Below are 26489 nucleotides of genomic sequence, written 5' to 3'. Positions count from 1 at the left end.
CAAAAATCACTGAATGACCTCAACCCAAGCATTGCTGGCAAGGCAGACCCTAAAAGGGGGAAACTATAAACCGAAATCATTGAAGAATCCACAGGACTACGAGTAGGCGATAATCTATTGCCTTCAAACTTGAAATGGGGATTATCAAGCAAGGAATGGCAAGTACTCAAAAACTTGCACGGTCAACATTTTGAGGCCAGAATCGCCAAATTGGAAACATACATCAATGCCACAAACGGTCAGACCACCGCCCTGGCTCAAATGATGAGGCATGTTCCAAGTAATCAATTTGATGACCTTTTCAGGCGAATTGATGATTTGACTCCTGATGTTCAAAGTACATTTTTTGGTGATTATGCTGAGAATGTTGATTTGGTTAAAGGTTTAGGTAAAAGACCAGGGTTAGTTGATCAGATCGTTAATGATCAAATTTACTTGGATCGCTTTCGAATTATTAGCCAATCAGGTATAGATGCCCAAAAATGGGATGACCCTATTTTTGCAATAACAGATATTAATAAACATGATATGACCTTATTGTCATCAAAAATGGGAGGGGAACTACCAATGAATGCTTCGATATTTGAAGAACTGGTCATGACAAATTATCTTGCATCAAGAAGACCATTTTTAGAGAAGACTGCCTTTGGAGTATCGGAGGAGGGTTTTAAAATACTAATTTCAAAACTACATCAATACTCAAGAAAAATAGGATTACCAAAAGAAGGGGAATTACTGACTAAAATACAACCTGGAGCTTGGTATTCAAGGTTCATAGATAAAAATGGTAAATTTATTAAAGAGGTTAATGCTGGCGATTATAATAGTGTTGCAGGGTTTGTTGGACGGGGTGAGTATTTTGAACCTAAATCAATTCGTCAAATTATGGAAGAATTTAGATTGGATTACAATGGAAAACCCTATGATATAACTGATGATTTTTACGTGGTTATTAAATTTAAAAATGATGATCCATCAAAATTGCGTTTTACTTATGATGTTGAGGGTAATATGCACCCTAAGCATAGTCCAATGTGTAATACAGGGTTTGCTGGTAGTAAATCAAGCTTAAAGCCTGAATATGAATTTAAAGAAGGGATGAGTAGAATATACAAGGAAGGTGATATTTTAGAATTTAGAAGTGGAACAGATGGACAATTAATGGTGAAGTATAAGTTTATTAAAGAAGATAAATCATGGAAAATAATAGAATAATTAATTGTAATACATTATTAACTCACGAATCATTTATCCTACTTGAGGGGCATCCTGTTTATTATGGGATAGGTACTGGTGGTATTAGTATTCGGTTTAAGACTAAAAAAATACTTAATAGCCCATTATTACTTCAACGTTTAAAGGATAATTTTTTTTTAAAAATGCGTATTAATTTTGAGAAATTACCTATAGAAATTGGCTTAATTGAAGACTGTAAGGAAGATGAATTAAGTTTTAGTAGAAGCCTTAAACCTAAAGATATTTCTGAATTATATTGTATCCATTTATCTATTGAAATTAAAAGCAAAGAGATTAAGCGTTTTTATCAATATGGCTTATTAGATCGACCTTTTAATGATTTACCTTATCTTGGTTTTGTGAATACAATTGATGAGGTTTATCGTCCAGGAGTATATACAGAAGAAAAAAGTAAGCTTTTTGGTACTCCCGTTGATCCTCAAAAGAATGTTAGATCCATATTTGGAGAGCGTGAACGTGTTGATATGCCTAAAGAGTATAAAGTGCATCTAAATGATGTTGATAAGTTTATAGCTACAAAAGTTTCCTATAACACAGATGCCATAGGTTCTGAAAACGAAGAAAAACATACACTGCCTACTGGAAAAGAAGAGCGTATTGTTTTAGATATGCGAAACTTTGATGAGGAAGTGTATAAATATTTTTTAGATCACAAGATTTTACAATTTGAGTGGGAAGAGGAAGCTATGAATCAAAAATTTAATCAATATGTAGAGGAACAAGAAAAGGAAAGGCTAAGACCATTTTATGAATAGTGGTTTATTATATTTTATAAAGACCTTTAGAAGTATCTATTTTTAAATCAACCACCCCAACATGAAAAAACCACTACTCCTCATCCTATTCACCATCACCCTCCCCGCTTGGGCACACGCCCAAATGGGAGGCTTCAGCGCCCTGCGGGATTTTCCCGCCTTGCGCTATGCGCCAGCGAGCTCCGCTCTATCGGAAGATTTCAGTGTCGGGCTGCAGCATCACAGTCAGGCGTATGAAGGCGGCATCAGCAGGAACCGTTCTATCCTCACGGCGGTCATGCCCTGGGTAGATACCCAAGACAACACCTTGCAGGCAGGTGCGGGTTTGTATTTTATGAATGAACAGCCTTCGGATAATATGGGGGTGAAGATGCAGGAGGTGGGTGGCTCCTTGTCCTATTTGGTGCGTTTGAGTCCACTGCATGACCTTTCTTTTGGCATGGGCTTGTCTTGGTCGGGCATCCGCTTGAATGGTGATGGTTTCACCACTGGGAGTCAGTGGGATCCTGTCTATGGTTATAATCCTGAGTTGGGTCAGGGGGAGGATTTTTCAGGAGAAAACAGGGATCACTGGAGTTTGTACAGTGGTTTGATCTGGAGTGCCTTGGATAAAAAAGGGCGGGAGTTGCATCGCCTGGGGGTGAATGGCTATCGCATGAACCAGCCGACGGGCTTGAATGAGATGGATCAGTTGGCTTTGGACTGGAGTGCTTTTGCCTCGGTGAACCTGTGGCTGAACAATGAATGGCGTCACATCTCAAAATATCTTCCTCTATAAAACTCGCCCCTATGTTTTGCTCTATTCCTTTTTTGCATCTTGCCACAAAAAAGCAGCTCAATTGAGTTAGTGAGAATGTTATAAATTAAATTTTGCAAAGAATAATCCTGGCCTTCTTGATCCGTCTGCGCAACCTATTCACCCATGCGCCGAAACACTACTCCCCACGATAAAGCACCCAAAACCACTAAAAATAGTACTTTCAGGGTACTTTTATAGCGCTTTTATGTGCTTTCATTGTACTTTTCTACACTCCACCCCTGCTTTACACCTGCTTTTATAGTACTTCAACCGTGCTTAAAGGGCACTTTGATCGTGCTCTTGCACTGCTTTTCACATACCTATTGAATACTTATAATAGTTTGTGGGCTATTATGAACCGACCAATCTTTACCATTCTCTCGTATTTGGCACAACACATCATAGGCCTTTTCAAAATCCTGAGAATAAAACTTCAGCAATTTTAAATACTGCTCCTCGATACTTTGCGAGCTTTCTTTTAATGGCCCAAATAAATTGGGGTCCACCAATTCATTAATCTGCATTATCCGTTGTCGGACCTGTGGATTCCCCAAGATCAAATCAGCTATATCAGTACCGTCATTCAAGTGGGCACCAATCTGCATCATGCGAAAATCAATGTCTAACCCCCTGGTCATAGCCAAAGCCTTACCTTTCCAATCGGCGCGGCATTGATCAGAAAAATCAGGTAGCAGATAAACGGTTCTGCCTTCCAACTCCCCACATTTTTCTTGTTTGAAGCCATTAGCTCCCTCGGTGGACAGCCAAATATATTCCGGTTTCCACAACCAACCCAGGATGGCATTTTTGGCACTTTCAGTTAATACAATTTGATCGTGTTCTCCGGCGGTAGCTAATTGATGCTCACCAAAGAAGCATTGCTCCAGCTGAAAGTTCTCCGGCAATTGTTGTTGCTTTTTCAGTCGGCTATGTACCCAGTTAATGCGTGCCGAACCACCGGTTTTTACTCGCTTAAGGTGATGATCGTATTGCATAATTTTTCCGGCACGTAAATTCATGTCGGTATCCACTTGCCAGAAGATGGTGGCTTGTGGCCATTGACTATCTGTACCGATTAAAAACCGCTTGATGATCTTATCTTTGGCCCTTTTCCCAAACCACCTTTCGATTGTATTACTGAATTGATCTGATCCACTGAGCGTTGGTTGGCAATAGTGAAAGGGTATTTTGTTCCTAAGTGCAAAGTTTGCGCTGATGTGTTTAGGGGCCTGCCCTCTATTGTTGTTGCCGGATTTTTGCTTCGATGTTTTTGATGGTGGCTTGTGGAAATTTACATTTTCATTATTCATAAATGCCGAATTTGCACTTATACCTTCCTTATCGTAGTTGTTCTTTCTTAGTGCCCAATATGCTTTATCTGGTGAGTTGAAATATCCGCAACTTTCCTGTCGATCACATCGCCCGAAATGCTCAGGGAGGTATTCATGTTTTTCGAAATCATAGTAGCGCACAAATCGCTTGGGTTTGTTACAAGATGGACAGGTAAATTTTTTCTTGCTATGGTCTGAAATGGTTTGATCCAATCGTATGGTATAACTCTGGTCTATCATGGTTTTTCAATTTTGAGGTTGGCGGAAGTGGCGGAAAGTGCTCAAATAAGCCTCCTAAAGCTGTATACAGGGGTTGGAGGCTGTGAAAAGGATGAATTATTTGGCGGAAAGTGGCGGAAACTCACTTTGGCCAGTCTGCTTTTCCGCCACTTTCCGCCAACAATTTTTCAGTAAAAACAGGCATGCCCCTCCTAAAAACCCGCCTGAATGGCCTGTATTGGAGTTTCCGCCACTTCCGCCATTTCCGCCACACTTTTATTTGAGTTTTCGGTATTTGCCTTGTGTGATTTTCTCTACCAAGCCCTCTTTAATCCATTTTCCTTTGGGCTCAATGGACCTTTCATAACTGCGTAAGGCCTGGTTAGCTTCCTCTACCAACTTTTGCAATTCTTTTTTGGTGAATTTCAATGGTAGGTGGTTATAAATTTCTAATTCAATGCCTTTCAGGTTGATTGCAGAATTGACAATAAAAAATGCCCGGTCTATTTGATGGCGGTAAAACTCTGCGATCTTGATGGATGCTTCAATGGCTTCAGCACTGACTACCCCTCTTTTTAGCCTGGTGTCGTTTAGGTGGATAAATTCCCAGAGGACTGCAAATTTGGGAATGTATCCGAGGATTTTACCTCTGAGTGAACACTGGTGGTCATTGCCTTGTGCCTCTCGCAACAGATGATTGTAGTAATTCAAAAATCTCTCTAAGGCATCGTTACTTAATTGGAAAGGAGACTTTAGCTCGAAGCTACATGCCAATCGATGGACTTCCTGCATATAAAGTTGATAGCGTTCAAAGGCATCATCGCATGAATTGGTAGTCAGTTCCGTAAAGGTATCTTTCTCCGGAAAAGTGAACAAAAATCGATATACAAAACCATCATCCTTTCGGCCATCCGAAAACAAATCGAACAACTTTGAAGGTTGAATTCCTCCCAAAATACTCAAAAAAGGGTTGGTTACCGTGGCCTGATAGCTCGCCCTGTCCACCGATATGGTATCCCCATCGTATAGGCTTAGGAAATACTGGACATCTCCGGCTTTGTTGTACCGGTCCATGGATTTCACCCAACCCATAATTTCATCATAAAGCAATAAAAGACCGTGCGGATTGGCTTTGAAGCGTTTTACCAGGGCCTCCTGATTGATGTCTTTGACAATGAATTTGACGATTTCGGGGGCAGGATTATTGGCCAAATAGAGCTCTCTTTCTTGCTTGTTTTCAATCTGTGCATAGTCAATTTCCCAAGTTTTCAGGTTCTCCTCGTATGTTTTGATGGCCTCAAGATTCAGTTGGTTCAAAGGGTCAATACTGAATTTTTGCGTCGGACTCTTCTTATTCGAAGCGTTACCAATAATCACTGACCATAGATTGCATGGCGTGGACCAGCCCTTCTTTACTCGCACATGCGCCCTTGCGCCAACCATTACGCTGGTGGTCGTTAAGACACCTGACGCCAGGTAGTTCATATCAAAACCAAGCGTGTTGCTCACCTGATGAAGGGCTTCTTGAATTCTGAAAGGAAAAACTTCTAAGGGAAATTGATTCAAGGACTTGCTTTCGCTTAACGGAGAGGACACCTCTGAAAAGGCGCCAATATTCTGAATAGTCATATTTTTGGTAAAATTTAGACAAAACACTCCCTACACCCCAAATAGGGGCGTTTTGTCAGGTAAGAAAGGAATTGATTTACCAAAGACCTTAAAAGATTTTTGCCTTCTGCGGAAAAATCCGTATTTTTAAGTGGATTTAGATGGGTCTTTGGCGAAAGCTGGGGCTCTTTTTTTATGCCTCGAATTTTTTATGCTGGTGTTTGGCCTTATAGCTTTTGATTAATTCGGCGGCCTGGCTGATCTTTTTCTCTTTAATCTCAACTTCTTTTGCTTCAAGTTTACGCTTCACCTGCAAATCTTTCAGGAGTGCAGAAGGTAGAAACAGGTTCTTTTTCCCCGCCTTGATCGGAACCACAATCTGATCATCCATTAGCTTTTTTAGGGCTGAATAGGATAGGTTAAGAAATTGGCAGGCCTGTTTGGTATCCATCAGACCATTTTGATCTACTTGGTTGGCGATCGCCTGCGGGTCTTTTTGCAACTCCAACATTGCTTCTTTGATCCAGCGTTTCATTTGTTTTTCGAATACTTCTCCATTGATACTGAACAAGGGAGCTTCTGTTTGTTGATATTCCATTACTTTTTAGGTTTAAGAATTGAAGGAAAATTGGCCATGGCTTGATGGCTTTGCTCAAGGCTGTGCTTGGCATATCTTAAAGTTGTTTTGATGCTTTTGTGGCCCATTAACCGCTGGGTTAAGTAAATATCTCCAGTAGTTTGGTACAGGTTCGAAGCGTAGGTGTGGCGGAAGGAGTGGAAGGTGATGTCTTTCTTGATTCCGGCATTCATAACCCACTGCTTGATCCTCATATTATTCCATGAACTGTATTTGATCGATGGAAAAACAGGTTCCTCTGGACTTTGGCGATCTCCCAAAAGTAAAATAGCCTCTTCATTTAGTGGATTCTGCTGAACGTTGTGTCGCTTGACCTGTTCAAATTGAATATAGGTCTGACCGCTAACATTCGTGATCACATTTTGCCATTGTAGCTTTTTGATATTTCCAACACGTAAACCGGTCAAGGCACTGAATAAACAAGCTCTTTTTAAGTCTCCATAAGGCATGGGCGTTTTTGCTAAGGCATGGAGCTCGTCAATGGTCAGATAGTCTTTGTACACCTCCTGCTCCTTGATTCGCTCTACTCTATCCGCCAAATTAGTCATGAGGATTCCTTCCATGAACGCTTCCTTCATGGTAGCCAGGACCTTGTTAAAGTAGGTTTGCGCTGTATTTTGGCTGATCCTTCGACCTTGCCCTTTAAGTGAAAGTGCCTCATTAAGAAAGTAAGACCTGATCATCATTAACTCTTCGTAGCCCACATGAATCAGTAGGATGTCGTGTATCCAGTCAATTTGTAATAGGGTCCCCAATGCTGACTCCCATGTTTTTTGACTTGAGGCAGATTCTTTCTTCCAGTGTTGCTCAACGAAATAATCAATAAATTTCATATTTCTTTTAGTCGGTTTCTCGACGATCATAGACTCCTTGAGCTCCTTTATCCTCAGCTTTTTTATTTTCTCGGCCTTTGCCAGGGTTTGTCGATTATATTCCCGGTCGAGCTTGTCTTTGGGGTATGCATAAATATGCAAGCGGAGATAGTCTTTATAACGCTGCCCCTTGAAATGAATATCGAGGAAGAGTGAGAATTTTAAGCCTTTGGCTATGGGCTTCTTCCTGAGCTTGATGGTAAACATTAATGCGTCCATAACTAATTTGTTTGGTTATATATAAAACTTACCACTTTCGGGGGGCTTGAGAGACCCTTGAGAGTCTCTCAAATGTTTGTGTTGCCCAAAATTTTTCAAAATTATTCATTTTCATCTGTCCCTTTTTCGATGTTCTCCCTCGCTTTTTCCCTCATTGCAGGAGGTAAATATTGCGCCACATATTTATTGAAGCAATCCAAAACATGATCCTGGCTTTTACCATACAATGGCGCTCCAGCTTTCAATAAGGCGTATAAATGGGCACTATACCCAGACTTATTTTTCTTCAGTTGTAAAGTTTCGGAATAATAGCGGGCTTGGTCCGTTTTGTCTTCAAAAAGCCCTTGCTTGCTAATGATCTCCAAACGAATCAATTGAGCAATTATTGGTGGGTTTTCAGTTTCACGTGAGAGACGCTCAGGCGTAGGAGGAGGGGATAAGTTCTCAATTTTATTACATAATGGAGTTGCACCCAAAGCCTTCAAGCCATCAATAAATACCTGATTCCTGAAAAATGCCCCCTTCTCAACCAGTTCGTGGATCACCATGAACTTAGCCAATAAAGTCATCCAAGCGTCAGTACTTTTTTCCGTCAGCCATTGCGGTTCGAAAGTGGTTTCGTAATGATCCACCCCAAATTTGATTTGCAGTTTTGGAATGGTAGATTCGATCAGGGCCTTCCATTGGTACCCCTCTTCAAATTCAGATAAATAGAAGGGAAGCTCCATATAGAGATGGTCCAAAAGCGGATTGTTAAGCGTTTGCCCGTTTAGCTGAGCAGACTTTAGAGGAACTAAATATTTCCGCCATATTTGATCGCCAAAATCATCGAGTTTCACTTTCAGCTTTTTGAACTGATTTTCGGGTGATTCACAAAAGGCAATGAAATCATTACAGATCGTCTGAATAAACAGGCGCTTGGTCTCTGCCACAAGCATTTCTATTTCCGTTGCAGTTGGTTGCTTATTGATTGTTTCCATGGTTAAATAGTTTTAGTATTTCACTTTTTTTAATAATTGTCCTCCTACCTAATTTAGTAATTTTGAGAGTATTTTTATTAATTAAACCATAGACAGTTCCTCGACTAACCCCCATTAATTCACAAGCTTGTGGTATACTCAAAAACTCCTCCTGTTGAGGTGGAGCAACCGTCTGCCCCTTATTTTTAGCACGAATAGCCGAAAGCACCCTAAGGTTATTTTCAGACAGCGCTTTATCGATGTTCTTCTCCCTCCGCTTTTGTTTGTAGTGCCGTTGATTGCATTTATGCGAGCAATACTTTGTCGTTGTGGCCCGTGCTGTAAATTCCTGGTTACAGTAAAGACAATTTTTCTGCATTTTCATTTTCGCCGAGTTTGTCTATTACTGTTCACTGGTGTTCAAAGAACTCCCCCCTTGTTTGTTCACTGACGTCCACCGACGTTCAAACTTCTCTCCTTTTTTGTTTGTCCATAGTTGTTCACTGATGTTCATAGTTGTTCATTGCTGTTCACTGATGTTCAAAAAACTCTCCCCTAAAACGAGGCATCTCCGTCCCTTTCTCCCCTTGAAATTTCTCAAAAGGGACGGACTTGTTTCTCAAATGTAATGGATTATACCAACTGGACAAATTTCATAAAACGACAAAAGCCCCACTATCAGCAAGATAGCAGGGCTTCGGTAGTATTATTCTTAGACGGTCGGAGGTATTACTTTCCGATACAAAACTTGCTGAAAATGGTTTCCAGCAGGTCATCTGTTGTAACGGTTCCGCTGATTTCCCCCAAATAATGTAGGGCTTCGCGGATGTCCATGGCCATCAGGTCGCCAGAGATTTGGGCGGCAATGGCGGTAGTCACATTGTCTAATGCTTCGCTGGTACGAATCAGTGATTCGTAATGGCGAGCATTGGTCACCACCGTGTTGCCAGACTTGATTTCCTGCAGGTTGACTTTCGACACCAGCTGATCTTTCAACTCTTCCAGGTTTTCTTTCTTTCCTGCGGAGATAAATAACCAGCCGTCCTGTGCTTTCAGGCTGGCGATTTTTTCGGCATCCGCTTCATCAATTTTGTTGCCTACTTTGATGAATGGGATCGACTGCGCTTCGAGATTTTTGACTTCAGCATTAATGTCTTCCAGCGATTCATTCACCAAATCGAAAAGGTAAATGATTACTGATGCCTGTTTCATTTTTTCACGCGTTCGCTCGACGCCGATGGCCTCCACCTTGTCGTCGGTATCTCGCAAACCAGCCGTATCAATGAATCGGAATGAGAGTCCTTCGAGGTGAATTTCATCTTCAATAAAATCCCGTGTCGTTCCTGCGACGTCAGAAACAATCGCTTTTTCTTCATTCAGCAAGGCATTGAGCAAGGTAGATTTTCCCGCATTTGGCTTTCCCGCGATTACGGTAGGCACGCCGTTCTTAATGACATTCCCCAGATCAAAGGAATCGATCAGTTTCTTGATTACCGTCTGTAACCTATTGACCAGATTTTGAAGTTCCGTGCGATCGGCAAACTCAACATCCTCTTCCGAGAAGTCAAGTTCCAGCTCCACCATCGACGCAAAGTAAATTAACTGATCACGCAGGGCAGCAATTTCCGCTGAAAACCCTCCACGCATCTGATTCATCGCCGCGCTGTGTGCTGCTTCGGAATCCGAATGAATTAAATCGGCTACGGCCTCGGCCTGAGCGAGGTCGAACTGCCCATTCATGAAGGCGCGCTTGGTAAACTCCCCAGCCCTGGCCAATCGGGCACCTTCGCGCAGGAACAATTGAATAACCTGCTTTATAATATAAGGGGAGCCGTGGGTGGAAATCTCTACGACATCTTCCTTGGTAAAAGACTTCGGCGCGATGAACAACGACACCAACACCTCATCAATGATTTTTTCTCCATCGCGGATGGTACCGAAATGAATCGTGTGGCTTTCCTGCTTAGTGAGGTCTTTGCCACGAAATACTTTATTACAAATTGCGATCGCCTCTTTCCCCGAAAGACGGATGACAGCGATAGCGCCCACTCCTTGTGGCGTTGCCAATGCGACGATCGTATCGTCCATGGATGCAATTGGGTTCATATAATTTCTCCTTATTATTTGTTGCAAAGATAATCAAATTTGTGGATTGGTCTGCAATTTGATAATTTCACGTATTAAAGCTTTAAATTAATAAAACTGTTATGGCAGAAACTACTTATAAACGCGGACAATTGGTCAAGATCAAAGATGGTGTTGTGAACCCATTGGAGAATGAATTGCAATTGGGGGGGCAGGTCGTTACGATTATGAAAATCAGTAATCCAAATTCAGAAAACCCTACTTTGCTGGTCGAATTCAAGGCTGATGCTTTGGATCAGTGGCCTCAGTATTTGTTGGAAGAGATGATTGTTCAGCACCCAAAATGGGATCAGTGCAAACTCAAAGCGAGTGATGTGGAGATTGTTGAATAAGGGTGAAAATGAAAAATCCCACAGCCGTTAAGTTGTGGGATTTTTTTTGTTTTTGTTATAGTGATCAGGGACTGTCGCACAACTCAGCGCTCTGCATATAGTGCATAATATTATTTCGTGAGCTGTACGGATGCACCTATGTGTGTATCCAACCCACCAAAATTTATGATGATTCGGGCAGACACACAGGTCAGCCCCTACAGTGACCAAATAAAATTTTGTAGGGCAAAATCAATTTATGGTTATGCAACGACCCCGATAGGATTCATAGTAATTAATCCGCTGTATCGACTGAACCAATGTCATTTAAGATTAGAATAGCACCCCGTAGAGACGATATTTTTAATGTCTAACACAACGCTGATCTTTCAGGTGCCCTTAGATTTATTCAAAAAATGCGATGTGAGACATCATGAATTATGTCTCAACAAGCATTTCAAGCCCAAGAGCGGTGCAACACAAATTATTGCACTATTTTATATTGCCGACAGATTACACCGGTTTCCACAGATTTTTTTATTTCGCAAATCGGATATCCCATCGCAAATCAAAAACCTCTTTCTGTCCTTTTTGATGCAGGAGCCTCCAAGAAAAATACGCGCTATTTACGGGTAGCCCTAATTAATGTTTGAATGGATAAATCCGAAGGTTACTCCTCCTCAAATTCATCCAAAAAGCCCAAAGCTTCCGCTTCTTCATCTACCCATTCATCAATGGTCGCAATAGCAATAGTACAAGCTTCTTGATCGCCTTCAAACACCACAATATTTTCTTCGCCAAACTGTACACGAAGTTCCTTTCCGCTGGCTTGTACCTGATAAGTCAGAGGGTTTTCAGACAACAATTCGTGTCCCTCCATCACTAAATTCATTTCTCCCTGAATAGTCTGAAAAAGATAAGTATCCGCTTCCCACTTCATATTATTGCATGTCAAATTTTGAGTTTTCACTCCCTGTTTAGAATTCCTGCAAAGATACAGACTATTCATTTAGAAAAATAATATGTGGGATGTGATCTAAAAAATCAACGCTGACGATATATTATATTGATAAAAAATATTGTAAATTAAAGGCTTTTAATCCATCTACTTTTATGTCTTTACTTTTACCTCTCGCCTATCTGTTGACGCCACTGGCGCAAGACACCCTGTACCTGAATAACAACCATGAGTTATGTGGCGAAACCGAGGCCAGGTATTACCACATTGAACAGGAAAATGGCCGTGGTCAATCCTATACTTTTGACCACATTCTGCACCGAAAAGGACAAATGATTGACGGTAAACCGCACGGTCAATTTGTTTATTACCACCCTAATGGAGCGGTCAAAAGCATTCAGTATTTTGATCAGGGAAAAAAGATGGGACGATGGCAGTGGTGGTACGACAATGGCCTTTTGATGGAAGAAGGTTATTGGGAAGTCGTGGCCGAAGGGCAGTCTGAGCGGGAGCGCTTCAAACTGAAATCATACTACAATCGCATTGGCTACCAGCTCATAAAAAATGGAAATGGCACCTATATTCAATATGATGAAAACGGCAAAATTACCGCAAAAGGAACCTATTCCGATGGCTTTTTAGTCGGAGACTGGACGCGGACGGATGCCACCGATCAGGTCGCCCTGGAAGACTAAAAAAAAGCATCAGGGAGAAATTACGCTCTGATGCCTTTAATACTGCACGATCAATCGAAATGATCAATAGGCACAATAAAAACCGAGAGCCCGCCACATGGGGATCGATTAAAAGCCTCTATATTTAATGTTTACTGGAGGTGAGATATTATGAATCTGATTGTGCATCTGATTGTGCATGTCCATCATATCATAACTATTATCTAAGTACTTTTCCCCATGATATCCCATTTCCATTTTTTAACAACGGCTTCCCCTCTTCGTCCATCACCCTCAAAAATTCGGGCGAACCACTTTCGTAATCGATGAACTCATAATGTAACTGTCCATTGGGAAAATAGTCAAGAACTATCCTTTTTCGCTTCTCATAGGTAATATCTCTTCGTACCGTCCCCTCCTCTGGGAAAAAATAACTAACCCTTCGAACCAGCCCAATTTTAGCGCCTTTCATTTGATAATTCAATTGGCCATTTTCTTTCAATCCAAGCTCAATAATTCTTTGTTCTATTAATTGCCCCTTTTTATTATAATAATCTTCAATCAACCTGAAGTCATCAGACAAAGAACTTGTCATCATTACTTCTGCATTTAATGAGTCTTGTATTTCAATACATGACTCATTGAAATATGTAGGACACTTATTTTCAATTCTATACCTAAACTTAAAATATCGGAAAAGATCTTCTTTTTTTAAATATGAGCCTCTTTTATGAAACAGATCAACCACGTCCTGGTTTTGGTTCATTAACTCACAGTTAAAAAAATCCTTTGCATATTTTTGTTGCCTTTGCTTTTTCATTAAAGGAAATAACCCCCCTCCACTTTCATGCATCACAAAAATATCTAATAATAATGTCCTCTTATTTCGATAACTCTCAAAAAAAGACCATTCACCCAAACTGCATATAAAACGATAAGTATAATTTTTCTTGCCCAATGGAAAAACAATCAAGGAATCATTACCAATCTTTATGGCATTATACTTCGTTATTGAAACATCTTCATCCCAATAATTATCATAAACCTTGTCATCCTTACTCCAACAAAAGCCTATCAAGTGGTTTTCTCCATTATGAGTGTACCCGCGAGCAGGAAGTCTGTCAGCTACCTTTTCCCAAAAATTAGGGAAAATTTTAGTGTCCCCAAATAGCTGAAATCCCTCATCCACCTTAACTGTAATTTCTTCCTTTCCAAAAATGTTGGTTGTCTTTGTTTCAAGATCCGAATATCCATAATAATAATTCCACAAAAGACTAATTTCCTCTGTACGTGGATCATTTCGATCGACATACTCATTAATCGGAATACCATCTTTACCCAAAAACTGCCCGATCGGCTGAAGTTGTGCGGTTGCAAAAATTGGAAGGAGCAAAAAAATTATGCAGGTTAGAATTCTCATAGGTTGGTTGATTTTAAAATATAAAAGATAGGCAATCCGTCCTTCTTATACAATTCAAATTTTGGGCATAAAAAAACAGACCCGAGTAGATCTGTTCTTCTCTGAATATCCTCCCACCTACTCATAGCACACCTAAAGCACTGAGCTCCCCACACCACTGGTTGTAGTCTCCATATAACCCGAAGGCTGTTCATTCATAAAATAGCCTGCAGGCCATTGTCTTGGGCATCTACCAACGGCATGACCGCCGTGAGGATAGAACGGTTTCGGCTGATACCGCCTTCATACGCCTGATTGCGATGCAACAGCCCAACACTGAAATCTTCCGACAAAGTGGAGCTCGCAGGGGCATAGCGCAAGGCGGAAAAATCCCGTAGGGCACTGAAGCCACCTATTTGGGCATGTGCCCAGGCGGAGAGGGTGATGGTGAATGGGATGAGGAGTAGTGGTTTTTTCATGTTGGGTGGTTGATTTTTGTGAATTATACTTAAGTGAGTAAAAAATTAATCACTTATATAAGTAGGTATCATGATGTCTCAACAGGCTCAAAAATACAACCTTTGATATTTGCAGTTTCTAAAGCCTCTTTAGTTATTTGAGAAATAAAAATTTCACTTGCTTTTTCTTTAATTCTAAAAATAGGTGGAAAACCAATTAAAGGCTTTCTTAATACTAATTTATGGATATTACCTACAGGTAGAATAAAATCATTATCATATTCTGAGTTCCCATAATCAAACACATCGGTATAAGTCATTATTTGAATTATTCTAAAATTAAAATTAACTAAATTATCTGATTTTTTAATTCTATTAACATCAATCGATTTAACTGGATATAAATCACTAATCATTATTACAGGTATTACTCGAATATTTGTATCTCCTAAACAAGTAATAATTTCAAGCATTCTATTACTCATAACAGGAGCCATAAGACTATTTAATAGGTAATCATATTCATTTATTATACTAAAATTAGCTTGAAAGTAAATTTCATCTGGAAGTTCAAAGTACCTGGTACTAATAATATCAGCCCCAAATTCAATGTCATTTTTAAATGTAAAGTGAAATGCATCTTTTTCAGAGTCACCAGAATGGTCTAAATCCCATTTTAATTTATATACTTTTTCCATAATTAATTTAATTTATTCGCATTCCAAGTTGTCAATATTTCTTTAGACCTGTCTTCGATTGTGCTTAAAGTTCGCTCCATAAGCTCTTTTGGCACATCATTTAATGTACCAAAATTGTCCTTTAATACATTCGTGTATTCTCTAATTATCTTATTTATTTCTTCATCATAAACTGGGTGACTTCCCGAATGTCTCGGTAATTCTTTTGTCATCCCTACTACTGCATCATCATCATTCTTTGCTAAATAAAGCCCATTACTTTTTCTATCTATGTCATATATCCCCCCATCTACTCGTAGTATCCCAAAAGCACTGAGCTCCCCACACCACTGGTTGTAGTCTCCATATAACCCGAAGACTGTTCATTCATAAAATAGCCTGCAGGCCATTGTATTGGGCATCTACCAACGGCATGACCGCCGTGAGAATAGAACGGTTTCTGCTGATACCGCCTTCATACGCCTGACTGCGATGCAACAGCCCCACACTGAAATCTTCCGACAAAGCGGAGCTCGCAGGCGCATAGCGCAAGGCGGGGAGGGAAAGGGTGAATAGGATGAGGAATAGTGTTTTTTTTCATGTTGGAGTGATTGATAAATTGCCTTATTAGATGTGATGGATTTAAACTACAATCTTGAAAAAGTGCCTAAAACTGACCTGCCATTATTCTTCTCTATTCCACTGGCCTGTTTTTTTTAAAAACTCAATCATTTTAGGAGTAAGTTTCTCTTCCACAGGTAGAAACTTTACGTTGACTGGAATTTTAAATTCATACGGCACAATTGATAATATAAATGATTCAAAGTCATCTGCTATTAAGAATGTATCATTTAGGGGAAGTTCTTCATGTGCCCAATAAGCAATATAATATTTTCCATCAGGTAGTAACTTAAACCCTATATAATCTCCCGAAACACCCTCAGCAAAAGGGATAAAGTCTTCAGAAAATTGTTCAGGACATAATGATTTTCTCAATTTATTAATTGAGAAATCATTGTTTGTCCAATTTAAGAAAGCACCTATTGAAACATAATTACCTTCTGAACTAACATTTGGAATTGTATTTTCACACTTTACTCGAACTTCACTCATAATAAAAGCACATCCATAATATTTAATAAATTCATAATACTCTTCTGGAAGCGTAATACCCTTTATTTCCATTAAAGATTGGAAATTAAGAATTTCATCGTCTGAATGTGTATACTCAATAGATAAATCAAATTGATTAAAATGCTCTTTTATATTTTTCATATTAATACTTATTTCTTCTTAAATTGATACCCTACTTGAATGTGGTATGTTCCCATGTAAATCTCGTGGAATAAATTAATCAATTAAACTTTCAAAATAACCAATTAACATATCATCACTTTCTAAAATCAATATGTGATTTGAAAATCTCATATTCTAAAATCATATCACCACTTAATATGTATTTTTAAATCCTCTTGTAGGGAATAGATGCCTTTTGAGACTTTCCTAAAGCTATTTTCAAGATCATAATCAACAAAACTTTCAACACCTCTGGAAATAGCAGTAAATCCATAAAATATATTTTTCAATTGCTTGTTTGATGATTTTTCATTATAAGAATGTATAGCCTTTTTTATACCTAAGACGCATTCCAAGCCGTATTCAGCCCCTGCTCCTGAACTAGTTGTATTTAGGTTGTTAGGATTTGAGATAGTTTCTATAAAAAATCTCTCTAATTCCTGTACCTTTTTTTCATGCATTGCCAAATCTACCATATCAATTTTACTGTTGATTCAAAATTTGTATCTTACCCCATCTACTCGTAGCATCCCAAAAGTACCAAACCTCCCACACGGCTGGTTGTAGTCCCCGTACTACGATCAGGGGTGTAAAAAGCAGCAAAGCCACCCACCTCCTGCATCTTCACCCCCATAGTGTCCGAAGGCTGTTCATTCATTAAATAGCCTGCAGGGTGTTGTCTTACCCATCTACCCACGGCATGACGGCCGTGAGGATAGAACGGTTTCGGCTGATGCCGCCTTCATACGCCTGACTGCGATGCTGCAGCCAGACACTGAAATCTTCAGACAAAGCGGAACTCGCCGGTGCATAGCGCAAGGCGGGGAGGGTAAGAGAGATTAGGATGAGGAGTAATGTTTTTTTCATTTTGGGGTGGTTGGTGTAATACATCATATTTTGACGATAGTGTATGTTATAGCCCACTATGACTATCTCAATAAAATTTATCTAATTTACCTTATCAATCGAAGAACAAAGTTCTCAATCAATGGAGCGTATTTATCACTCTAATCATTTCGCTCAAACTCATAACTATCAAAGCCAGCCTTAACTAACTCATTTTTCTGAAAATTAACCTCATAAATAAAGGTCAGATAATCTTCAATTAATGGCCCAGAATCGATGCTACTGCAGACCAAGTAATATTTTCCATCTTTTTTAAAGACCTTCCGAACGAATGCCATTAATCCATGAACCTTCAATAAATTATCGGGTAGTTCAAATTCATAGTAAATACCATTGTAAATTATTTTGACATAATCACTATGCTTAAAGTAAACATATCCATTTGTATCAAATTGACTCCAATCTCGTCTGTGAAATAATTTATCACTAATAAATTTACCACCACTATTCATCCAAACAAAATAATCTTCAAACCACAGCTTAAACAATTTAGGCTCAACAATGACTACCTTAGCTTCGACAGTATCTAATTTTGATACCAAACAAATTTTATCAACGATGAAGTCAGTGGTAGTGGAATTAATAATTGTAATTGGGATTTCACCATCAACAAACTCTAAGTTTAATGACAGTAAATTTAAACACATATTTTGGTCTTCGCCAAATTTAAATTTCTTATAATGATACTCATAAGATAAATCCTGCTCCCCAAATCTAACTCCTTCACGGAGGTATTCAATTCGAGAATGATGAACAAATCCCATTTCATTTTTCAATGTCAAGACCAACCACCATTTTTCATTTTCCGTAGGAAAATAGCTTACTATTTCATTTGACTTGATCTTTGTCAAAATTGAAGCACTGCCCGTAGGAGCTGACCTTACATTCACAAAGCCATCTTTATCTATTATCTTTCCAATATCGGCATACGATACCTTAGGATAAATCACTATCAGTATTAGTAACATAGTCCAATATTTCACTTTCTCTATTATCATTTGAAAAAATAGTATTAAGTTTATTTAAATATTCCCCCCACGTAGCCGTAGTATCCCAAATGCACCCCCCCCCACACGACTGGTTGTAGGCTCCGTACTACAACCTAAGGAATCAACATTTCCGCCCATCTCATTCTGCGAAAGCTGTGCGGTTGCAAAAAATGGTAGAAGTAAAAAAATTATACATGTTCGAATTCTCATTGGTTGGTTAATTTTAAAATATAAAAGATAGGCAATCCGTCCTTCTTATACAATCTGAATTTTGGGCACAAAAAAAACAGACCCAAGTGGATCTGTTCTTCAATAAATGTTCTCTTTTTGCTTTACTTCTCAATCTCCTTCAGCGTCGCCATTTTCTTTTTCGCCAAGAAATCGTTGATACCGCCGAGGTGTTCTTTCACTTGTTTGTTTCCGAACTCATAGGTTTTATCCACCAATCCTGTCAGGAAGTCACGGTCGTGAGATACCAAGATCAAGGTGCCGTCGAAATCCTGCAAGGCGCTTTTGAGGATGTCCTTGGTTTTCATGTCGAGGTGGTTGGTTGGCTCATCGAGAATCAACAGGTTCACGGGCTCGAGCAACAGTTTGATCATCGCCAAACGGGTGCGCTCTCCTCCCGACAATACTTTCACTTTTTTCAAGGATTCATCACCGCCGAACATGAAGGCACCCAAAAGATCTTTGATCTTGTTTCGGATCTCCCCTACGGCTACATCGTCAATGGTTTGGAAAACGGTCAGGTTTTCGTCCATCATCGTGGCTTGGTTTTGGGCAAAATAACCGATCTGCACATTGTGTCCATGGGTCATCTCTCCCTCGAAGTCAATCTCCTTCATGATCGCCTTGACCATGGTGGATTTCCCTTCGCCATTCTTCCCAACAAAGGCAACACGTTCGCCTCTCTTGATCGTCAGGTTGGCTTCTTTGAACACCAAATGATCGTCATAGCTTTTGCTCAAATCCTGCACCATTACTGGGAAACCGCCCGCTCTTGGCGAAGGCGGGAAGCGCAAACGCAAAGCGGAGGAATCGATTTCGTCCACCTCGATCAGCTCCAGCTTTTCGAGCATCCGCACGCGCGACTGTACCTGATTGGTTTTGGAATAGGTTCCTTTGAATCGCTCAATGAATGCCTTGTTTTCAGCGATCATCTTTTGCTGATCGTCATAGGCTTTTTGCTGTTGCTCGCGACGTTCCTGACGCAATACCAAATAATCTGAATACTTGGCTTTGTAATCGTAGATGCGTCCCATCGTTACCTCAATGGTTCGGGTGGTGATGTTATCAACAAACGCACGGTCGTGGGAAATTACCACTACTGCCTTGCCACTGCGGATCAAAAATTCTTCCAGCCATTGGATCGACTCAATGTCCATGTGGTTGGTCGGCTCATCCAGCAGGATCAAATCGGGCTTTTGCAAAAGCAATTTCGCCAGCTCGATACGCATTCTCCATCCCCCACTGAACTCGCTGGTCGGACGGTCAAAATCTTCCGCCGTAAAGCCGAGTCCTTTCAGGATTTTCTCGACGTCAGCCTCAAAGTTGGTTTCTTCGATCGAATAAAAGGCTTCGCTCAAAGTCGAAACTTTCTCGATCAGCTTCATATAACTGTCCGACTCGTAATCGGTGCGGGTAGTCAGTTGTTGGTTCAGCTCCTCGATCTCTGCCTCCATCGCATGGATGTGCGCAAAAGCTTTGGAAGTTTCTTCCATCACCGTCGCATCGTCCTCGGTCAAAAGGTGCTGAGGCAAATAAGCCACTCGGCGATCTTTGGGCACTGACAAATTTCCCTGCGAAGGCTGTTGTGCGCCTGCAAGGATTTTCAATAAGGTTGATTTTCCAGCGCCGTTTTTCCCCATCAAGGCAATACGGTCGCTTTCATTGATCACAAAAGAAATATTTTCAAAAAGCGTTCTTCCTCCGAACGCCATGGTTAGTCCGTCAACTGAAATCATTTTTGTAATGTTGTTTTTATTTGTAGTTCAAGCGTCTCGCTTGGACTACAACAGTAAAATAGTGGCGCAACCCGCAAATACTGCATTATTTTTATTGTCCACAGATTAATGAGATTAAAAGGATTTTCTAAATGACGAATAAATATTTTCTGTAACTACCAGACAAACCGTAAAATTAAATATCTTCATCATCATACATTATTAGATATGAACCGCATATAATCTCATAATTCCCATTAATCTGTGGGCAAATTATCATACTGCTTGAGCTGTTGCACAACCGTAATTTGACCGCTGTATGGGCTGACCTATGTGTCTGCCCGAACCATCATAAATTTGATGTGGTTTGGATACACCCATAGGTACATCCGTACAGCTATCAAAACAAGCCTTCGGTTTCATTCAAAGAATTGAGTTGTGCGACAGTTCTTGATAATTCTTAAAATTGCCATCACGAGAGGGACTCTCGCGATAGCATTGGGCCGTGAGACATTGCATATGGTGCATCGCATGCAATGCCTCCACATTCGGAATTTTAACGTCGGTTCGAACGGCGATTATTCGACAATTTCGCTTTGCCTTCGCCGGTATTCTGTCTGCCACTTCGAGCATTTCTGTTGCCTCCCTGCTCGCTGTTGCCACTTCCTGCTGCCGGACGTTTCTTTTTGAATCCTCCACCACCATTGGGCTTTCTTGTCGGCTTGTTGCTTGACGGCTTATTGTGCTGAGGAATCTTCGGCGGGTTGTCCGAAGGCTCGAAACCTTCCAGCACCTTTGCCTTGATGGCTTTTTTCAACAGCTTGCCAATGGCCAACATATATTCTGTCTCGTCCTGCCCCACCAATGAGTGTGCATCACCACTTGCGCCGGCACGACCCGTACGACCGATTCGGTGAACATAATCTGCAGGCACATTCGGCATCTCATAGTTGATCACGTATGGCAACAAGGGGATATCCAAACCACGCGCAGCAATATCAGTGGCTACCAAAACACGGATGGCGCCTTTTTTAAAGCCTTCAAGCGCACGAATACGCTGTTGCTGACTTTTATCGCCGTGGATGGCTGCGGAAGAAATCCCTTTCTTCTCAAGTCGTTTACTCAGGCGACTTGCGCCATGCTTGGTACGACAGAAAATAAGAACTTGCTCCTCGTCCCATTTTTCCAACAAATGAATAACGGCCATCGCCTTCGACGTTTTATCCACCTTATAGAAAGACTGATTCACACGTTCGGCGGTGGTGTTGGTTGCCGCAACTTCTACCGTTACGGGGTCGGTAAGGAATTTAGAGGCCAGGCGACGGATTTCTGTAGAGAATGTCGCGGAGAACAGCAATGTCTGACGACTTGATGGAATCAAGTTCATGATGCGCTGAATATCGCGATGGAAGCCCATATCAAGCATACGGTCGGCTTCATCCAAAACCAAAACTTCAATTTTGTTCAGCTTTACTTCTCCCTGATTGTGCAGGTCAAGCAAGCGACCGGGCGTGGCCACCAAAATATCAACGCCTTTCTGCAATGCACGAACCTGAGCGGCCTGTTTAACACCACCAAAGATCACCGTTGAACGGACATCTACATGCTTAGAATAATTGATGACGTTTTCCTGAATTTGAGCTGCAAGCTCACGGGTAGGCGTTAGAATCAACGCACGGATGTTTCTCTTCTTGAGATTATGATGAGGATTTTCTGTGAATTGCTCTAAGATAGGCAACGTAAAGCCGGCTGTTTTTCCTGTTCCTGTTTGAGCAGAAGCCAACACATCCTTCCCTTGTAACACTACAGGAATCACTTGTTCCTGTATTGGGGATGGCTTGTCGTAGCCTTGCTCTTCGATCGCCTTCAATAATGAAGACGATAATCCTAAATTTTCAAATGACATATATATCGTTTACTAAATGCGCCGTTTTGCGCAATCAGCCCCAAAGATACGAAATAATATTCGGAGTATTCATTTTTAGCTCAGGAAGCTACCCGAAAGATCACTGATCAGCCGCCTTACCTTCTTCTCCGCCCTACTGAAACTGTTTCAAATTCCCTTCCAATAGCATCAATTTTCATTAAAGCCGTCGGGTTCATGCCGTCGAATAATCACGCTCCATTAATTTTGAAGAACATACATCTCCTTTCCGCAGTGGATTGCGCCAGAATGGTTTGCCACTGGGGGATTTATCAATAATTAACTGACTTATGAAACTAAAATTCACGCTCCTTGCGCTATTGGTTTGTGTAGGCGTCAGCTTGCAAAGTTGCGACCAAATTATGGACGCACTCAACATGTTCAATCTTCATTACTCTTGGGGCGACCAGGAGGAGCAAATTCCAGCCATTGGAGATGCTACCATTGGGGCAATCAGCTTTCACACCATGAAAGACGCCGTGCAATCCAACAATTACAATGAGGTATTTAAAGAGGCGGCCGTTACCTTCGGCGAGCAGGGCATTGATAAGCTCATTGGTGGAATCAGCAGCTGGATCAGTGGCGATGGCTTTCATAATGGCATGAAGAACACCAAAACACAGTTACCGCTTGTCTTCATCGCCAATGTGGTTGCGCACAATACAACCAACCGCGAGGCAGCCATGAGCCGTCTGGATGTTCGCCTGTCGGTAAAAGACGGAAATGGCGATTGGCAACCTGCTGACATAGAAATTGCGGTGGGCGCTCGACACATCAGTGCCTTGCGTGCCAATGCTTTTCAGAATGTTGTGGCAGATCAGGCCTCACACGCTTTCACCTATAACTTTGGCCAGCAGGATGAGGGTTTCGAGATTCAGCCCGACCAGAAGAAGGTATTGCCTGTTGCGATAAAAGTGGCTGATTTATACCACTTGGGAGAAACATTCAAGGGGAACAGCGGCCTTACAAGAATTATTAAGGCGCTTACAGATAAAAACCCACATAATATCAGACTGGAGATCAAGCCTTATTTTCAGTCAGGCGGACAGAGCATCGGCACTACCTGGATTCCGATTACACCAGGGCAGTGGCTACAAGGTTAATTGCTGAAATAAAAAAAATTTTTTGAGAAAGCCAGTGCAGAATTGCATTGGCTTTTTTTTGGCGCTCCTGCGGGGAAAATCGATAGTATTGGGACTAAAAAAAATTCAACAATACCAAAATAAATATAACATTTTAAAGCAAAACAAGTTTTTTACCGACTTCTTTACAAAAATTTCATGCAGAATAATATTTTTTGCGTATAAGATACTATGTCCATGCCCTACGATGGCTGATAAATACTTTTATTCGAGTCTCCTGATTCGAGCAGACTAACCCCCTTTCACCTATGATATTTAGTTGTACACAAATCGTCAATGAGAAAATCACAAAACTTTATCCTATTGCCAAGGAGAAGCCAGAGCCACATATTTATAATTGGTATGTGAACCAGGTTTCGTTCGGCCGTCAAAAGGGTCTTATTATTACCAATGCGTTAACACTCTACACCCTCTACTACCCAAAGGCCACGATGCCCATCTTCCGAAATTTTGAGGAAGTCTTTAAAGAGGCATTTTTGAATACGGCACAAAAGAATGAACTTTCGCAGGAAGTGATTGATATGTATTTCGAGAATTCTCCTGAAAAGATCGTAATTACCAAAACCAATTCAGACCAGGTTATTCATGCAATGAATGAAATGGCCAAATACCTGCAGGAGGTACAAACCAAAGGTGGAGACCTCGAAGCTGAGGCACCAAAACTCAATCACCTTGAATATACCAACATTGAAAGGAACAAAGATAAAAAGCGCCCACCCATTGAGGTGATGGTTGAAACACTTCAACCAGTATAATATTTCAGACACCCAATGAGGTGTCTTTTTTTTGCCCCTTCACGATTTGGAATTTAATCGCTACGAAAGCCCAACATTTATTACAAATGGGCAGTTACGGTTAGAATACGCCAAAATAGCGCCCTGAACGCCTCTAATAGCCCATTTTAGCATAATTCAGGATTTAAAAGTCCCTCAGCGGAAGCGTGATTTTTAATAAATTTGAAAAAAAATCAATAATTATCGACGAAATGTTTGAGATCCTAAAAAATAGCCTTACTTTTGACTCAATAATATTTGAATAATGAAAAAAGGAACTGTAAAGTTCTTCAATGATGAGAAAGGCTTCGGCTTCATCATCGATGAAGACACAAAACAAGAGTACTTTGTACACGTTACTGGTTGTACAGAGGAAGTAAAAGAAGGTGATTTCGTAGAATACGAACTAACTGAAGGAAGAAAAGGATTGAATGCGATTAATGTTAAACTAGTTTAATACTAATATATTCATTACCAGAATTATTAAAAAGCCCAATTTTTTGGGCTTTTTTCATGCCCATACTTTTTTGAGCCAAAAAAAAAGACCTTTATAAAAAGGTCTATCTTTTCGGTTCGTCTGTAAACACCCTAAATCCACCACGATCAGAATAAAATTTGGTTATGGTGGATTTTGTTTTTTCTAACTTTCTAATAATAGTACAATTCACAAGTTGGTAAACCTACATTTGTGTAGAATTACCGGGTTAATACATTATAAATCAGGTGGTTAAAAAAGTATAAGCATAGCAATCCCCTTCAAGCTTTTTACAGCTTGTTCGATCTTAAAATAAAATTCAATTAGGCTACCTTATTTTGACTTAAATAGCGGGCATTCGAAGCGAAGACCCCTGTGTAAACCATCAGCATTTGGATCTGTGGGTTTCGAGCTGTAATCTTCTTCAATGCATAGCTTTCTTTATGGTTACCAAATGCTCCCTCCATGACGGTATTCCGCGCATTAGATAAGGCTTTCACCAATGTATCTTTTTGCTTGTCAGGGTCTTTTGGTTTAGGACCTTTCCTCGGAAAGCAGGTGATAATACCCTTGTTCGTACTGTAAGTCCTGTTTTTATTATTAGCATATAGCTTATCGGCACCAGCGCAATTCACCTCCCCAAAAAACGCTGTATGCTTCTGAATGGTCTTTTGATATCGGACACCTTCATGGAAAGCGCAGAAATCCATATGTTCGATATAGCTGATACCTGATACTGAAACCATATGAACTTTCAGACCATACTCGACGGGCTTATTTTCCTTGCCTCGAACGATCGGACGAATATGTGGCTGAGCGAAGCTTACAATTCGATCGGGAATACTCGAAGGAGGGTTTGATAAGAAGTGTTTTTGCTCCTTTAGTATTCGTTGGCACATATTAAAAATGGCTGTTTCGCGGTCAGCCAAAAGTTTCGTTCCACTATTTTCAGTCCTAATAATTAGAAATTGCCCCAATAATTTCTCCAACAGGTAAACCAAGCTTCGCCTGCGTTTTAGGTTTTTCTTATGAGATCTTTTCTTCTTTTTCTGATAGTTGAGTTGTTTCTTCCGCTGATCATTGAACCGACTTCGAGGCATAGGAATCTTCAGGGCTTTACACCATAACTTCATCTGATTATGAACCCAACATATTGTGTCCCAGAGCAATTTGACTCTTGTAGGATTTTTGATTTTAACTTCATAACAGGTGGCATCCATTAGAATTGCTCCTACATTTTCAAGGTCATCTTTGAATGAACTAAGCATATTCTGCTGTAAAAGATCAAAATCAATATGCTCTCCAACTATCTTTTTCACCCGAGAAACATAGCCGTGTTCTTTGATTGTGTAGTTATCAGAAAACTGGCGAAAGCAGAACATCTGCAAAGCCCAATCTGTATTTATCCGTTCACGAAGTTGCTTGTCAGACATACCATTCATGCATGAACTCAGAAAAACCAAGGCGATCATTCCTTTCTTAGAAAGGTGCGCCGGCCGGCCAGTTTGATGCTCAGGATCCGGTAAAAGTGAAGCTAACTCATCAAATGGTAGTTCTTGATGAATTTGACCAAGCTTGGAATCTTTAAAAATCCACCACCTTGGGGATAAAGTTAATTCTTTGGGAAAAATTGAGGTTTGATGATATTTATTTGGCATCTTTAAATCAGTTTAAAAAAGAATACCCCAAAAATCGCCATTTTTGACGAGATTTGGGGTTATTTTTTGTCTTTTACTGACTTAAAACCACTGAATATCTATTAG

General features: G+C 40.5%; 29 protein-coding genes. 8 read left to right on the top strand and 21 right to left on the bottom strand.

The genetic code is table 11. The annotated features are described in order from the left end of the window. Window positions 1-129 precede the first annotated feature (129 nt). The 3 genes from AABK40_RS05940 (at window position 130) to AABK40_RS05930 (ending at window position 2790) form a co-directional block, all read left to right on the top strand. Window positions 130-1215: a hypothetical protein gene (locus AABK40_RS05940; protein WP_338397913.1), complete on the top strand. Its 1086-nt coding sequence runs from the start codon at window positions 130-132 to the stop codon at window positions 1213-1215. After that, window positions 1197-2012, top strand: a complete 816-nt coding sequence (locus AABK40_RS05935) for a hypothetical protein (protein ID WP_338397912.1) — start codon at window positions 1197-1199, stop codon at window positions 2010-2012. Before AABK40_RS05940 ends, AABK40_RS05935 begins: the two co-directional genes overlap by 19 nt. Before the next feature lie 61 nt (window positions 2013-2073). Further along, window positions 2074-2790, top strand: coding sequence for a type IX secretion system membrane protein PorP/SprF (locus AABK40_RS05930; RefSeq protein WP_338397911.1), 717 nt, complete (start codon window positions 2074-2076; stop codon window positions 2788-2790). Window positions 2791-3131: 341 nt separating this feature from the next. On the opposite strand, the gene AABK40_RS05925 is transcribed toward AABK40_RS05930, so the two are convergent. The 7 genes from AABK40_RS05925 to mnmE form a co-directional block, all read right to left on the bottom strand. Further along, entirely contained in the window at window positions 3132-4382 is a 1251-nt protein-coding gene (locus AABK40_RS05925) for a DUF6371 domain-containing protein (protein WP_338397910.1), read from the bottom strand. 255 nt (window positions 4383-4637) lie between these two features. Further along, window positions 4638-5990: a DUF3987 domain-containing protein gene (locus tag AABK40_RS05920; RefSeq protein WP_338397909.1), complete on the bottom strand. Its 1353-nt coding sequence runs from the start codon at window positions 5988-5990 to the stop codon at window positions 4638-4640. A 172-nt stretch (window positions 5991-6162) separates the two neighbouring features. Next, a complete protein-coding gene (locus tag AABK40_RS05915) occupies window positions 6163-6567 on the bottom strand; it encodes a hypothetical protein (RefSeq protein ID WP_332920492.1) in 405 nt (134 codons plus the stop codon). Next, a complete protein-coding gene (locus tag AABK40_RS05910) occupies window positions 6567-7697 on the bottom strand; it encodes a tyrosine-type recombinase/integrase (protein ID WP_338397908.1) in 1131 nt (376 codons plus the stop codon). The genes AABK40_RS05915 and AABK40_RS05910 overlap by 1 nt, the downstream gene beginning before the upstream one ends. A gap of 101 nt (window positions 7698-7798) precedes the next feature. After that, window positions 7799-8677: a hypothetical protein gene (locus AABK40_RS05905; RefSeq protein WP_338397907.1), complete on the bottom strand. Its 879-nt coding sequence runs from the start codon at window positions 8675-8677 to the stop codon at window positions 7799-7801. Beyond that, on the bottom strand, window positions 8661-9041 hold the full coding sequence (locus AABK40_RS05900) for a helix-turn-helix domain-containing protein (protein ID WP_332920489.1): 381 nt from the start codon (window positions 9039-9041) through the stop codon (window positions 8661-8663). Before AABK40_RS05900 ends, AABK40_RS05905 begins: the two co-directional genes overlap by 17 nt. Before the next feature lie 344 nt (window positions 9042-9385). Beyond that, window positions 9386-10762, bottom strand: coding sequence for a tRNA uridine-5-carboxymethylaminomethyl(34) synthesis GTPase MnmE (gene mnmE / locus AABK40_RS05895; protein WP_338397906.1), 1377 nt, complete (start codon window positions 10760-10762; stop codon window positions 9386-9388). A 101-nt stretch (window positions 10763-10863) separates the two neighbouring features. Between mnmE and AABK40_RS05890 the strand changes: the two genes are divergently transcribed. Further along, window positions 10864-11133 (top strand): hypothetical protein, encoded by a 270-nt coding sequence (locus AABK40_RS05890; RefSeq protein WP_332920487.1) that lies wholly within the window; start codon window positions 10864-10866, stop codon window positions 11131-11133. 649 nt (window positions 11134-11782) lie between these two features. On the opposite strand, the gene AABK40_RS05885 is transcribed toward AABK40_RS05890, so the two are convergent. Beyond that, window positions 11783-12052, bottom strand: coding sequence for a hypothetical protein (locus AABK40_RS05885; RefSeq protein WP_338397905.1), 270 nt, complete (start codon window positions 12050-12052; stop codon window positions 11783-11785). Between the two features lie 173 nt (window positions 12053-12225). Here AABK40_RS05885 and AABK40_RS05880 point away from each other — a divergent pair, with 173 nt between their 5' ends. After that, a complete protein-coding gene (locus AABK40_RS05880) occupies window positions 12226-12765 on the top strand; it encodes a toxin-antitoxin system YwqK family antitoxin (protein WP_338397904.1) in 540 nt (179 codons plus the stop codon). A 199-nt stretch (window positions 12766-12964) separates the two neighbouring features. Here AABK40_RS05880 and AABK40_RS05875 read toward each other — a convergent pair whose 3' ends face one another. The 12 genes from AABK40_RS05875 to AABK40_RS05820 all read right to left on the bottom strand — a co-directional run bounded on the left by AABK40_RS05875 (window position 12965) and on the right by AABK40_RS05820 (window position 22318). Further along, the gene (locus AABK40_RS05875; protein ID WP_338397903.1) at window positions 12965-14164 is read right to left on the bottom strand and encodes a hypothetical protein; all 1200 of its coding nucleotides are present in this window, start codon (window positions 14162-14164) and stop codon (window positions 12965-12967) included. A 194-nt stretch (window positions 14165-14358) separates the two neighbouring features. Further along, the gene (locus AABK40_RS05870) at window positions 14359-14622 is read right to left on the bottom strand and encodes a hypothetical protein (protein ID WP_338397902.1); all 264 of its coding nucleotides are present in this window, start codon (window positions 14620-14622) and stop codon (window positions 14359-14361) included. 68 nt (window positions 14623-14690) lie between these two features. Beyond that, the gene (locus tag AABK40_RS05865) at window positions 14691-15299 is read right to left on the bottom strand and encodes an imm11 family protein (protein ID WP_338397901.1); all 609 of its coding nucleotides are present in this window, start codon (window positions 15297-15299) and stop codon (window positions 14691-14693) included. 2 nt (window positions 15300-15301) lie between these two features. Continuing rightward, entirely contained in the window at window positions 15302-15580 is a 279-nt protein-coding gene (locus tag AABK40_RS05860) for an AHH domain-containing protein (RefSeq protein WP_479681204.1), read from the bottom strand. An 85-nt stretch (window positions 15581-15665) separates the two neighbouring features. Next, the gene (locus AABK40_RS05855) at window positions 15666-15830 is read right to left on the bottom strand and encodes a hypothetical protein (RefSeq protein WP_338397900.1); all 165 of its coding nucleotides are present in this window, start codon (window positions 15828-15830) and stop codon (window positions 15666-15668) included. Window positions 15831-15962: 132 nt separating this feature from the next. Then, entirely contained in the window at window positions 15963-16553 is a 591-nt protein-coding gene (locus AABK40_RS05850) for an SMI1/KNR4 family protein (protein WP_338397899.1), read from the bottom strand. Window positions 16554-16720: 167 nt separating this feature from the next. After that, complete coding sequence (locus tag AABK40_RS05845; protein WP_338397898.1) at window positions 16721-17050, bottom strand: hypothetical protein; 330 nt, start codon at window positions 17048-17050, stop codon at window positions 16721-16723. 41 nt (window positions 17051-17091) lie between these two features. Next, complete coding sequence (locus AABK40_RS05840; protein ID WP_338397897.1) at window positions 17092-17232, bottom strand: hypothetical protein; 141 nt, start codon at window positions 17230-17232, stop codon at window positions 17092-17094. A 23-nt stretch (window positions 17233-17255) separates the two neighbouring features. After that, window positions 17256-17468 (bottom strand): hypothetical protein, encoded by a 213-nt coding sequence (locus AABK40_RS05835; protein WP_338397896.1) that lies wholly within the window; start codon window positions 17466-17468, stop codon window positions 17256-17258. Window positions 17469-17581: 113 nt separating this feature from the next. Further along, window positions 17582-18478 (bottom strand): SH3 domain-containing protein, encoded by an 897-nt coding sequence (locus AABK40_RS05830; RefSeq protein ID WP_338397895.1) that lies wholly within the window; start codon window positions 18476-18478, stop codon window positions 17582-17584. Window positions 18479-18801: 323 nt separating this feature from the next. Beyond that, window positions 18802-20433, bottom strand: a complete 1632-nt coding sequence (locus tag AABK40_RS05825; protein ID WP_338397894.1) for an ABC-F family ATP-binding cassette domain-containing protein — start codon at window positions 20431-20433, stop codon at window positions 18802-18804. A 535-nt stretch (window positions 20434-20968) separates the two neighbouring features. Further along, entirely contained in the window at window positions 20969-22318 is a 1350-nt protein-coding gene (locus tag AABK40_RS05820) for a DEAD/DEAH box helicase (protein WP_338397893.1), read from the bottom strand. Window positions 22319-22626: 308 nt separating this feature from the next. Here AABK40_RS05820 and AABK40_RS05815 point away from each other — a divergent pair, with 308 nt between their 5' ends. From AABK40_RS05815 to AABK40_RS05805, 3 genes are all read left to right on the top strand, one after another. Further along, window positions 22627-23439 (top strand): hypothetical protein, encoded by an 813-nt coding sequence (locus AABK40_RS05815; protein ID WP_338397892.1) that lies wholly within the window; start codon window positions 22627-22629, stop codon window positions 23437-23439. A 287-nt stretch (window positions 23440-23726) separates the two neighbouring features. After that, the gene (locus AABK40_RS05810) at window positions 23727-24233 is read left to right on the top strand and encodes a DUF6933 domain-containing protein (protein WP_332920480.1); all 507 of its coding nucleotides are present in this window, start codon (window positions 23727-23729) and stop codon (window positions 24231-24233) included. A gap of 283 nt (window positions 24234-24516) precedes the next feature. After that, complete coding sequence (locus AABK40_RS05805) at window positions 24517-24708, top strand: cold-shock protein (RefSeq protein ID WP_332920479.1); 192 nt, start codon at window positions 24517-24519, stop codon at window positions 24706-24708. 341 nt (window positions 24709-25049) lie between these two features. Here AABK40_RS05805 and AABK40_RS05800 read toward each other — a convergent pair whose 3' ends face one another. Then, window positions 25050-26384: a DDE transposase gene (locus tag AABK40_RS05800; RefSeq protein WP_338397441.1), complete on the bottom strand. Its 1335-nt coding sequence runs from the start codon at window positions 26382-26384 to the stop codon at window positions 25050-25052. Window positions 26385-26489: the final 105 nt, after the last annotated feature.

It is taken from the genome of Persicobacter psychrovividus, assembly GCF_036492425.1.
GTDB lineage: Bacteria > Bacteroidota > Bacteroidia > Cytophagales > Cyclobacteriaceae > Persicobacter > Persicobacter psychrovividus.
The sequence above is the reverse complement of the archived record's forward strand: the minus strand, read 5'-3'. Positions and strand labels throughout refer to the sequence as shown.

What these genes read in the sequence shown, in the direction of transcription:
- AABK40_RS05935 (WP_338397912.1), top strand. Translation starts at nt 1,197, where the DNA reads ATGGAAAATAATAGAATAATTAATTGTAATACATTATTAACTCACGAA.
- AABK40_RS05930 (WP_338397911.1), top strand. Translation starts at nt 2,074, where the DNA reads ATGAAAAAACCACTACTCCTCATCCTATTCACCATCACCCTCCCCGCT.
- AABK40_RS05925 (WP_338397910.1), bottom strand. Translation starts at nt 4,382, where the DNA reads ATGATAGACCAGAGTTATACCATACGATTGGATCAAACCATTTCAGAC.
- AABK40_RS05920 (WP_338397909.1), bottom strand. Translation starts at nt 5,990, where the DNA reads ATGACTATTCAGAATATTGGCGCCTTTTCAGAGGTGTCCTCTCCGTTA.
- AABK40_RS05915 (WP_332920492.1), bottom strand. Translation starts at nt 6,567, where the DNA reads ATGGAATATCAACAAACAGAAGCTCCCTTGTTCAGTATCAATGGAGAA.
- AABK40_RS05910 (WP_338397908.1), bottom strand. Translation starts at nt 7,697, where the DNA reads ATGGACGCATTAATGTTTACCATCAAGCTCAGGAAGAAGCCCATAGCC.
- AABK40_RS05905 (WP_338397907.1), bottom strand. Translation starts at nt 8,677, where the DNA reads ATGGAAACAATCAATAAGCAACCAACTGCAACGGAAATAGAAATGCTT.
- AABK40_RS05900 (WP_332920489.1), bottom strand. Translation starts at nt 9,041, where the DNA reads ATGAAAATGCAGAAAAATTGTCTTTACTGTAACCAGGAATTTACAGCA.
- mnmE (WP_338397906.1), bottom strand. Translation starts at nt 10,762, where the DNA reads ATGAACCCAATTGCATCCATGGACGATACGATCGTCGCATTGGCAACG.
- AABK40_RS05890 (WP_332920487.1), top strand. Translation starts at nt 10,864, where the DNA reads ATGGCAGAAACTACTTATAAACGCGGACAATTGGTCAAGATCAAAGAT.
- AABK40_RS05885 (WP_338397905.1), bottom strand. Translation starts at nt 12,052, where the DNA reads ATGAAGTGGGAAGCGGATACTTATCTTTTTCAGACTATTCAGGGAGAA.
- AABK40_RS05880 (WP_338397904.1), top strand. Translation starts at nt 12,226, where the DNA reads ATGTCTTTACTTTTACCTCTCGCCTATCTGTTGACGCCACTGGCGCAA.
- AABK40_RS05875 (WP_338397903.1), bottom strand. Translation starts at nt 14,164, where the DNA reads ATGAGAATTCTAACCTGCATAATTTTTTTGCTCCTTCCAATTTTTGCA.
- AABK40_RS05870 (WP_338397902.1), bottom strand. Translation starts at nt 14,622, where the DNA reads ATGAAAAAACCACTACTCCTCATCCCATTCACCATCACCCTCTCCGCC.
- AABK40_RS05865 (WP_338397901.1), bottom strand. Translation starts at nt 15,299, where the DNA reads ATGGAAAAAGTATATAAATTAAAATGGGATTTAGACCATTCTGGTGAC.
- AABK40_RS05850 (WP_338397899.1), bottom strand. Translation starts at nt 16,553, where the DNA reads ATGAAAAATATAAAAGAGCATTTTAATCAATTTGATTTATCTATTGAG.
- AABK40_RS05845 (WP_338397898.1), bottom strand. Translation starts at nt 17,050, where the DNA reads ATGGTAGATTTGGCAATGCATGAAAAAAAGGTACAGGAATTAGAGAGA.
- AABK40_RS05840 (WP_338397897.1), bottom strand. Translation starts at nt 17,232, where the DNA reads ATGAATGAACAGCCTTCGGACACTATGGGGGTGAAGATGCAGGAGGTG.
- AABK40_RS05835 (WP_338397896.1), bottom strand. Translation starts at nt 17,468, where the DNA reads ATGATGTATTACACCAACCACCCCAAAATGAAAAAAACATTACTCCTC.
- AABK40_RS05830 (WP_338397895.1), bottom strand. Translation starts at nt 18,478, where the DNA reads ATGATAATAGAGAAAGTGAAATATTGGACTATGTTACTAATACTGATA.
- AABK40_RS05825 (WP_338397894.1), bottom strand. Translation starts at nt 20,433, where the DNA reads ATGATTTCAGTTGACGGACTAACCATGGCGTTCGGAGGAAGAACGCTT.
- AABK40_RS05820 (WP_338397893.1), bottom strand. Translation starts at nt 22,318, where the DNA reads ATGTCATTTGAAAATTTAGGATTATCGTCTTCATTATTGAAGGCGATC.
- AABK40_RS05815 (WP_338397892.1), top strand. Translation starts at nt 22,627, where the DNA reads ATGAAACTAAAATTCACGCTCCTTGCGCTATTGGTTTGTGTAGGCGTC.
- AABK40_RS05810 (WP_332920480.1), top strand. Translation starts at nt 23,727, where the DNA reads ATGATATTTAGTTGTACACAAATCGTCAATGAGAAAATCACAAAACTT.
- AABK40_RS05805 (WP_332920479.1), top strand. Translation starts at nt 24,517, where the DNA reads ATGAAAAAAGGAACTGTAAAGTTCTTCAATGATGAGAAAGGCTTCGGC.
- AABK40_RS05800 (WP_338397441.1), bottom strand. Translation starts at nt 26,384, where the DNA reads ATGCCAAATAAATATCATCAAACCTCAATTTTTCCCAAAGAATTAACT.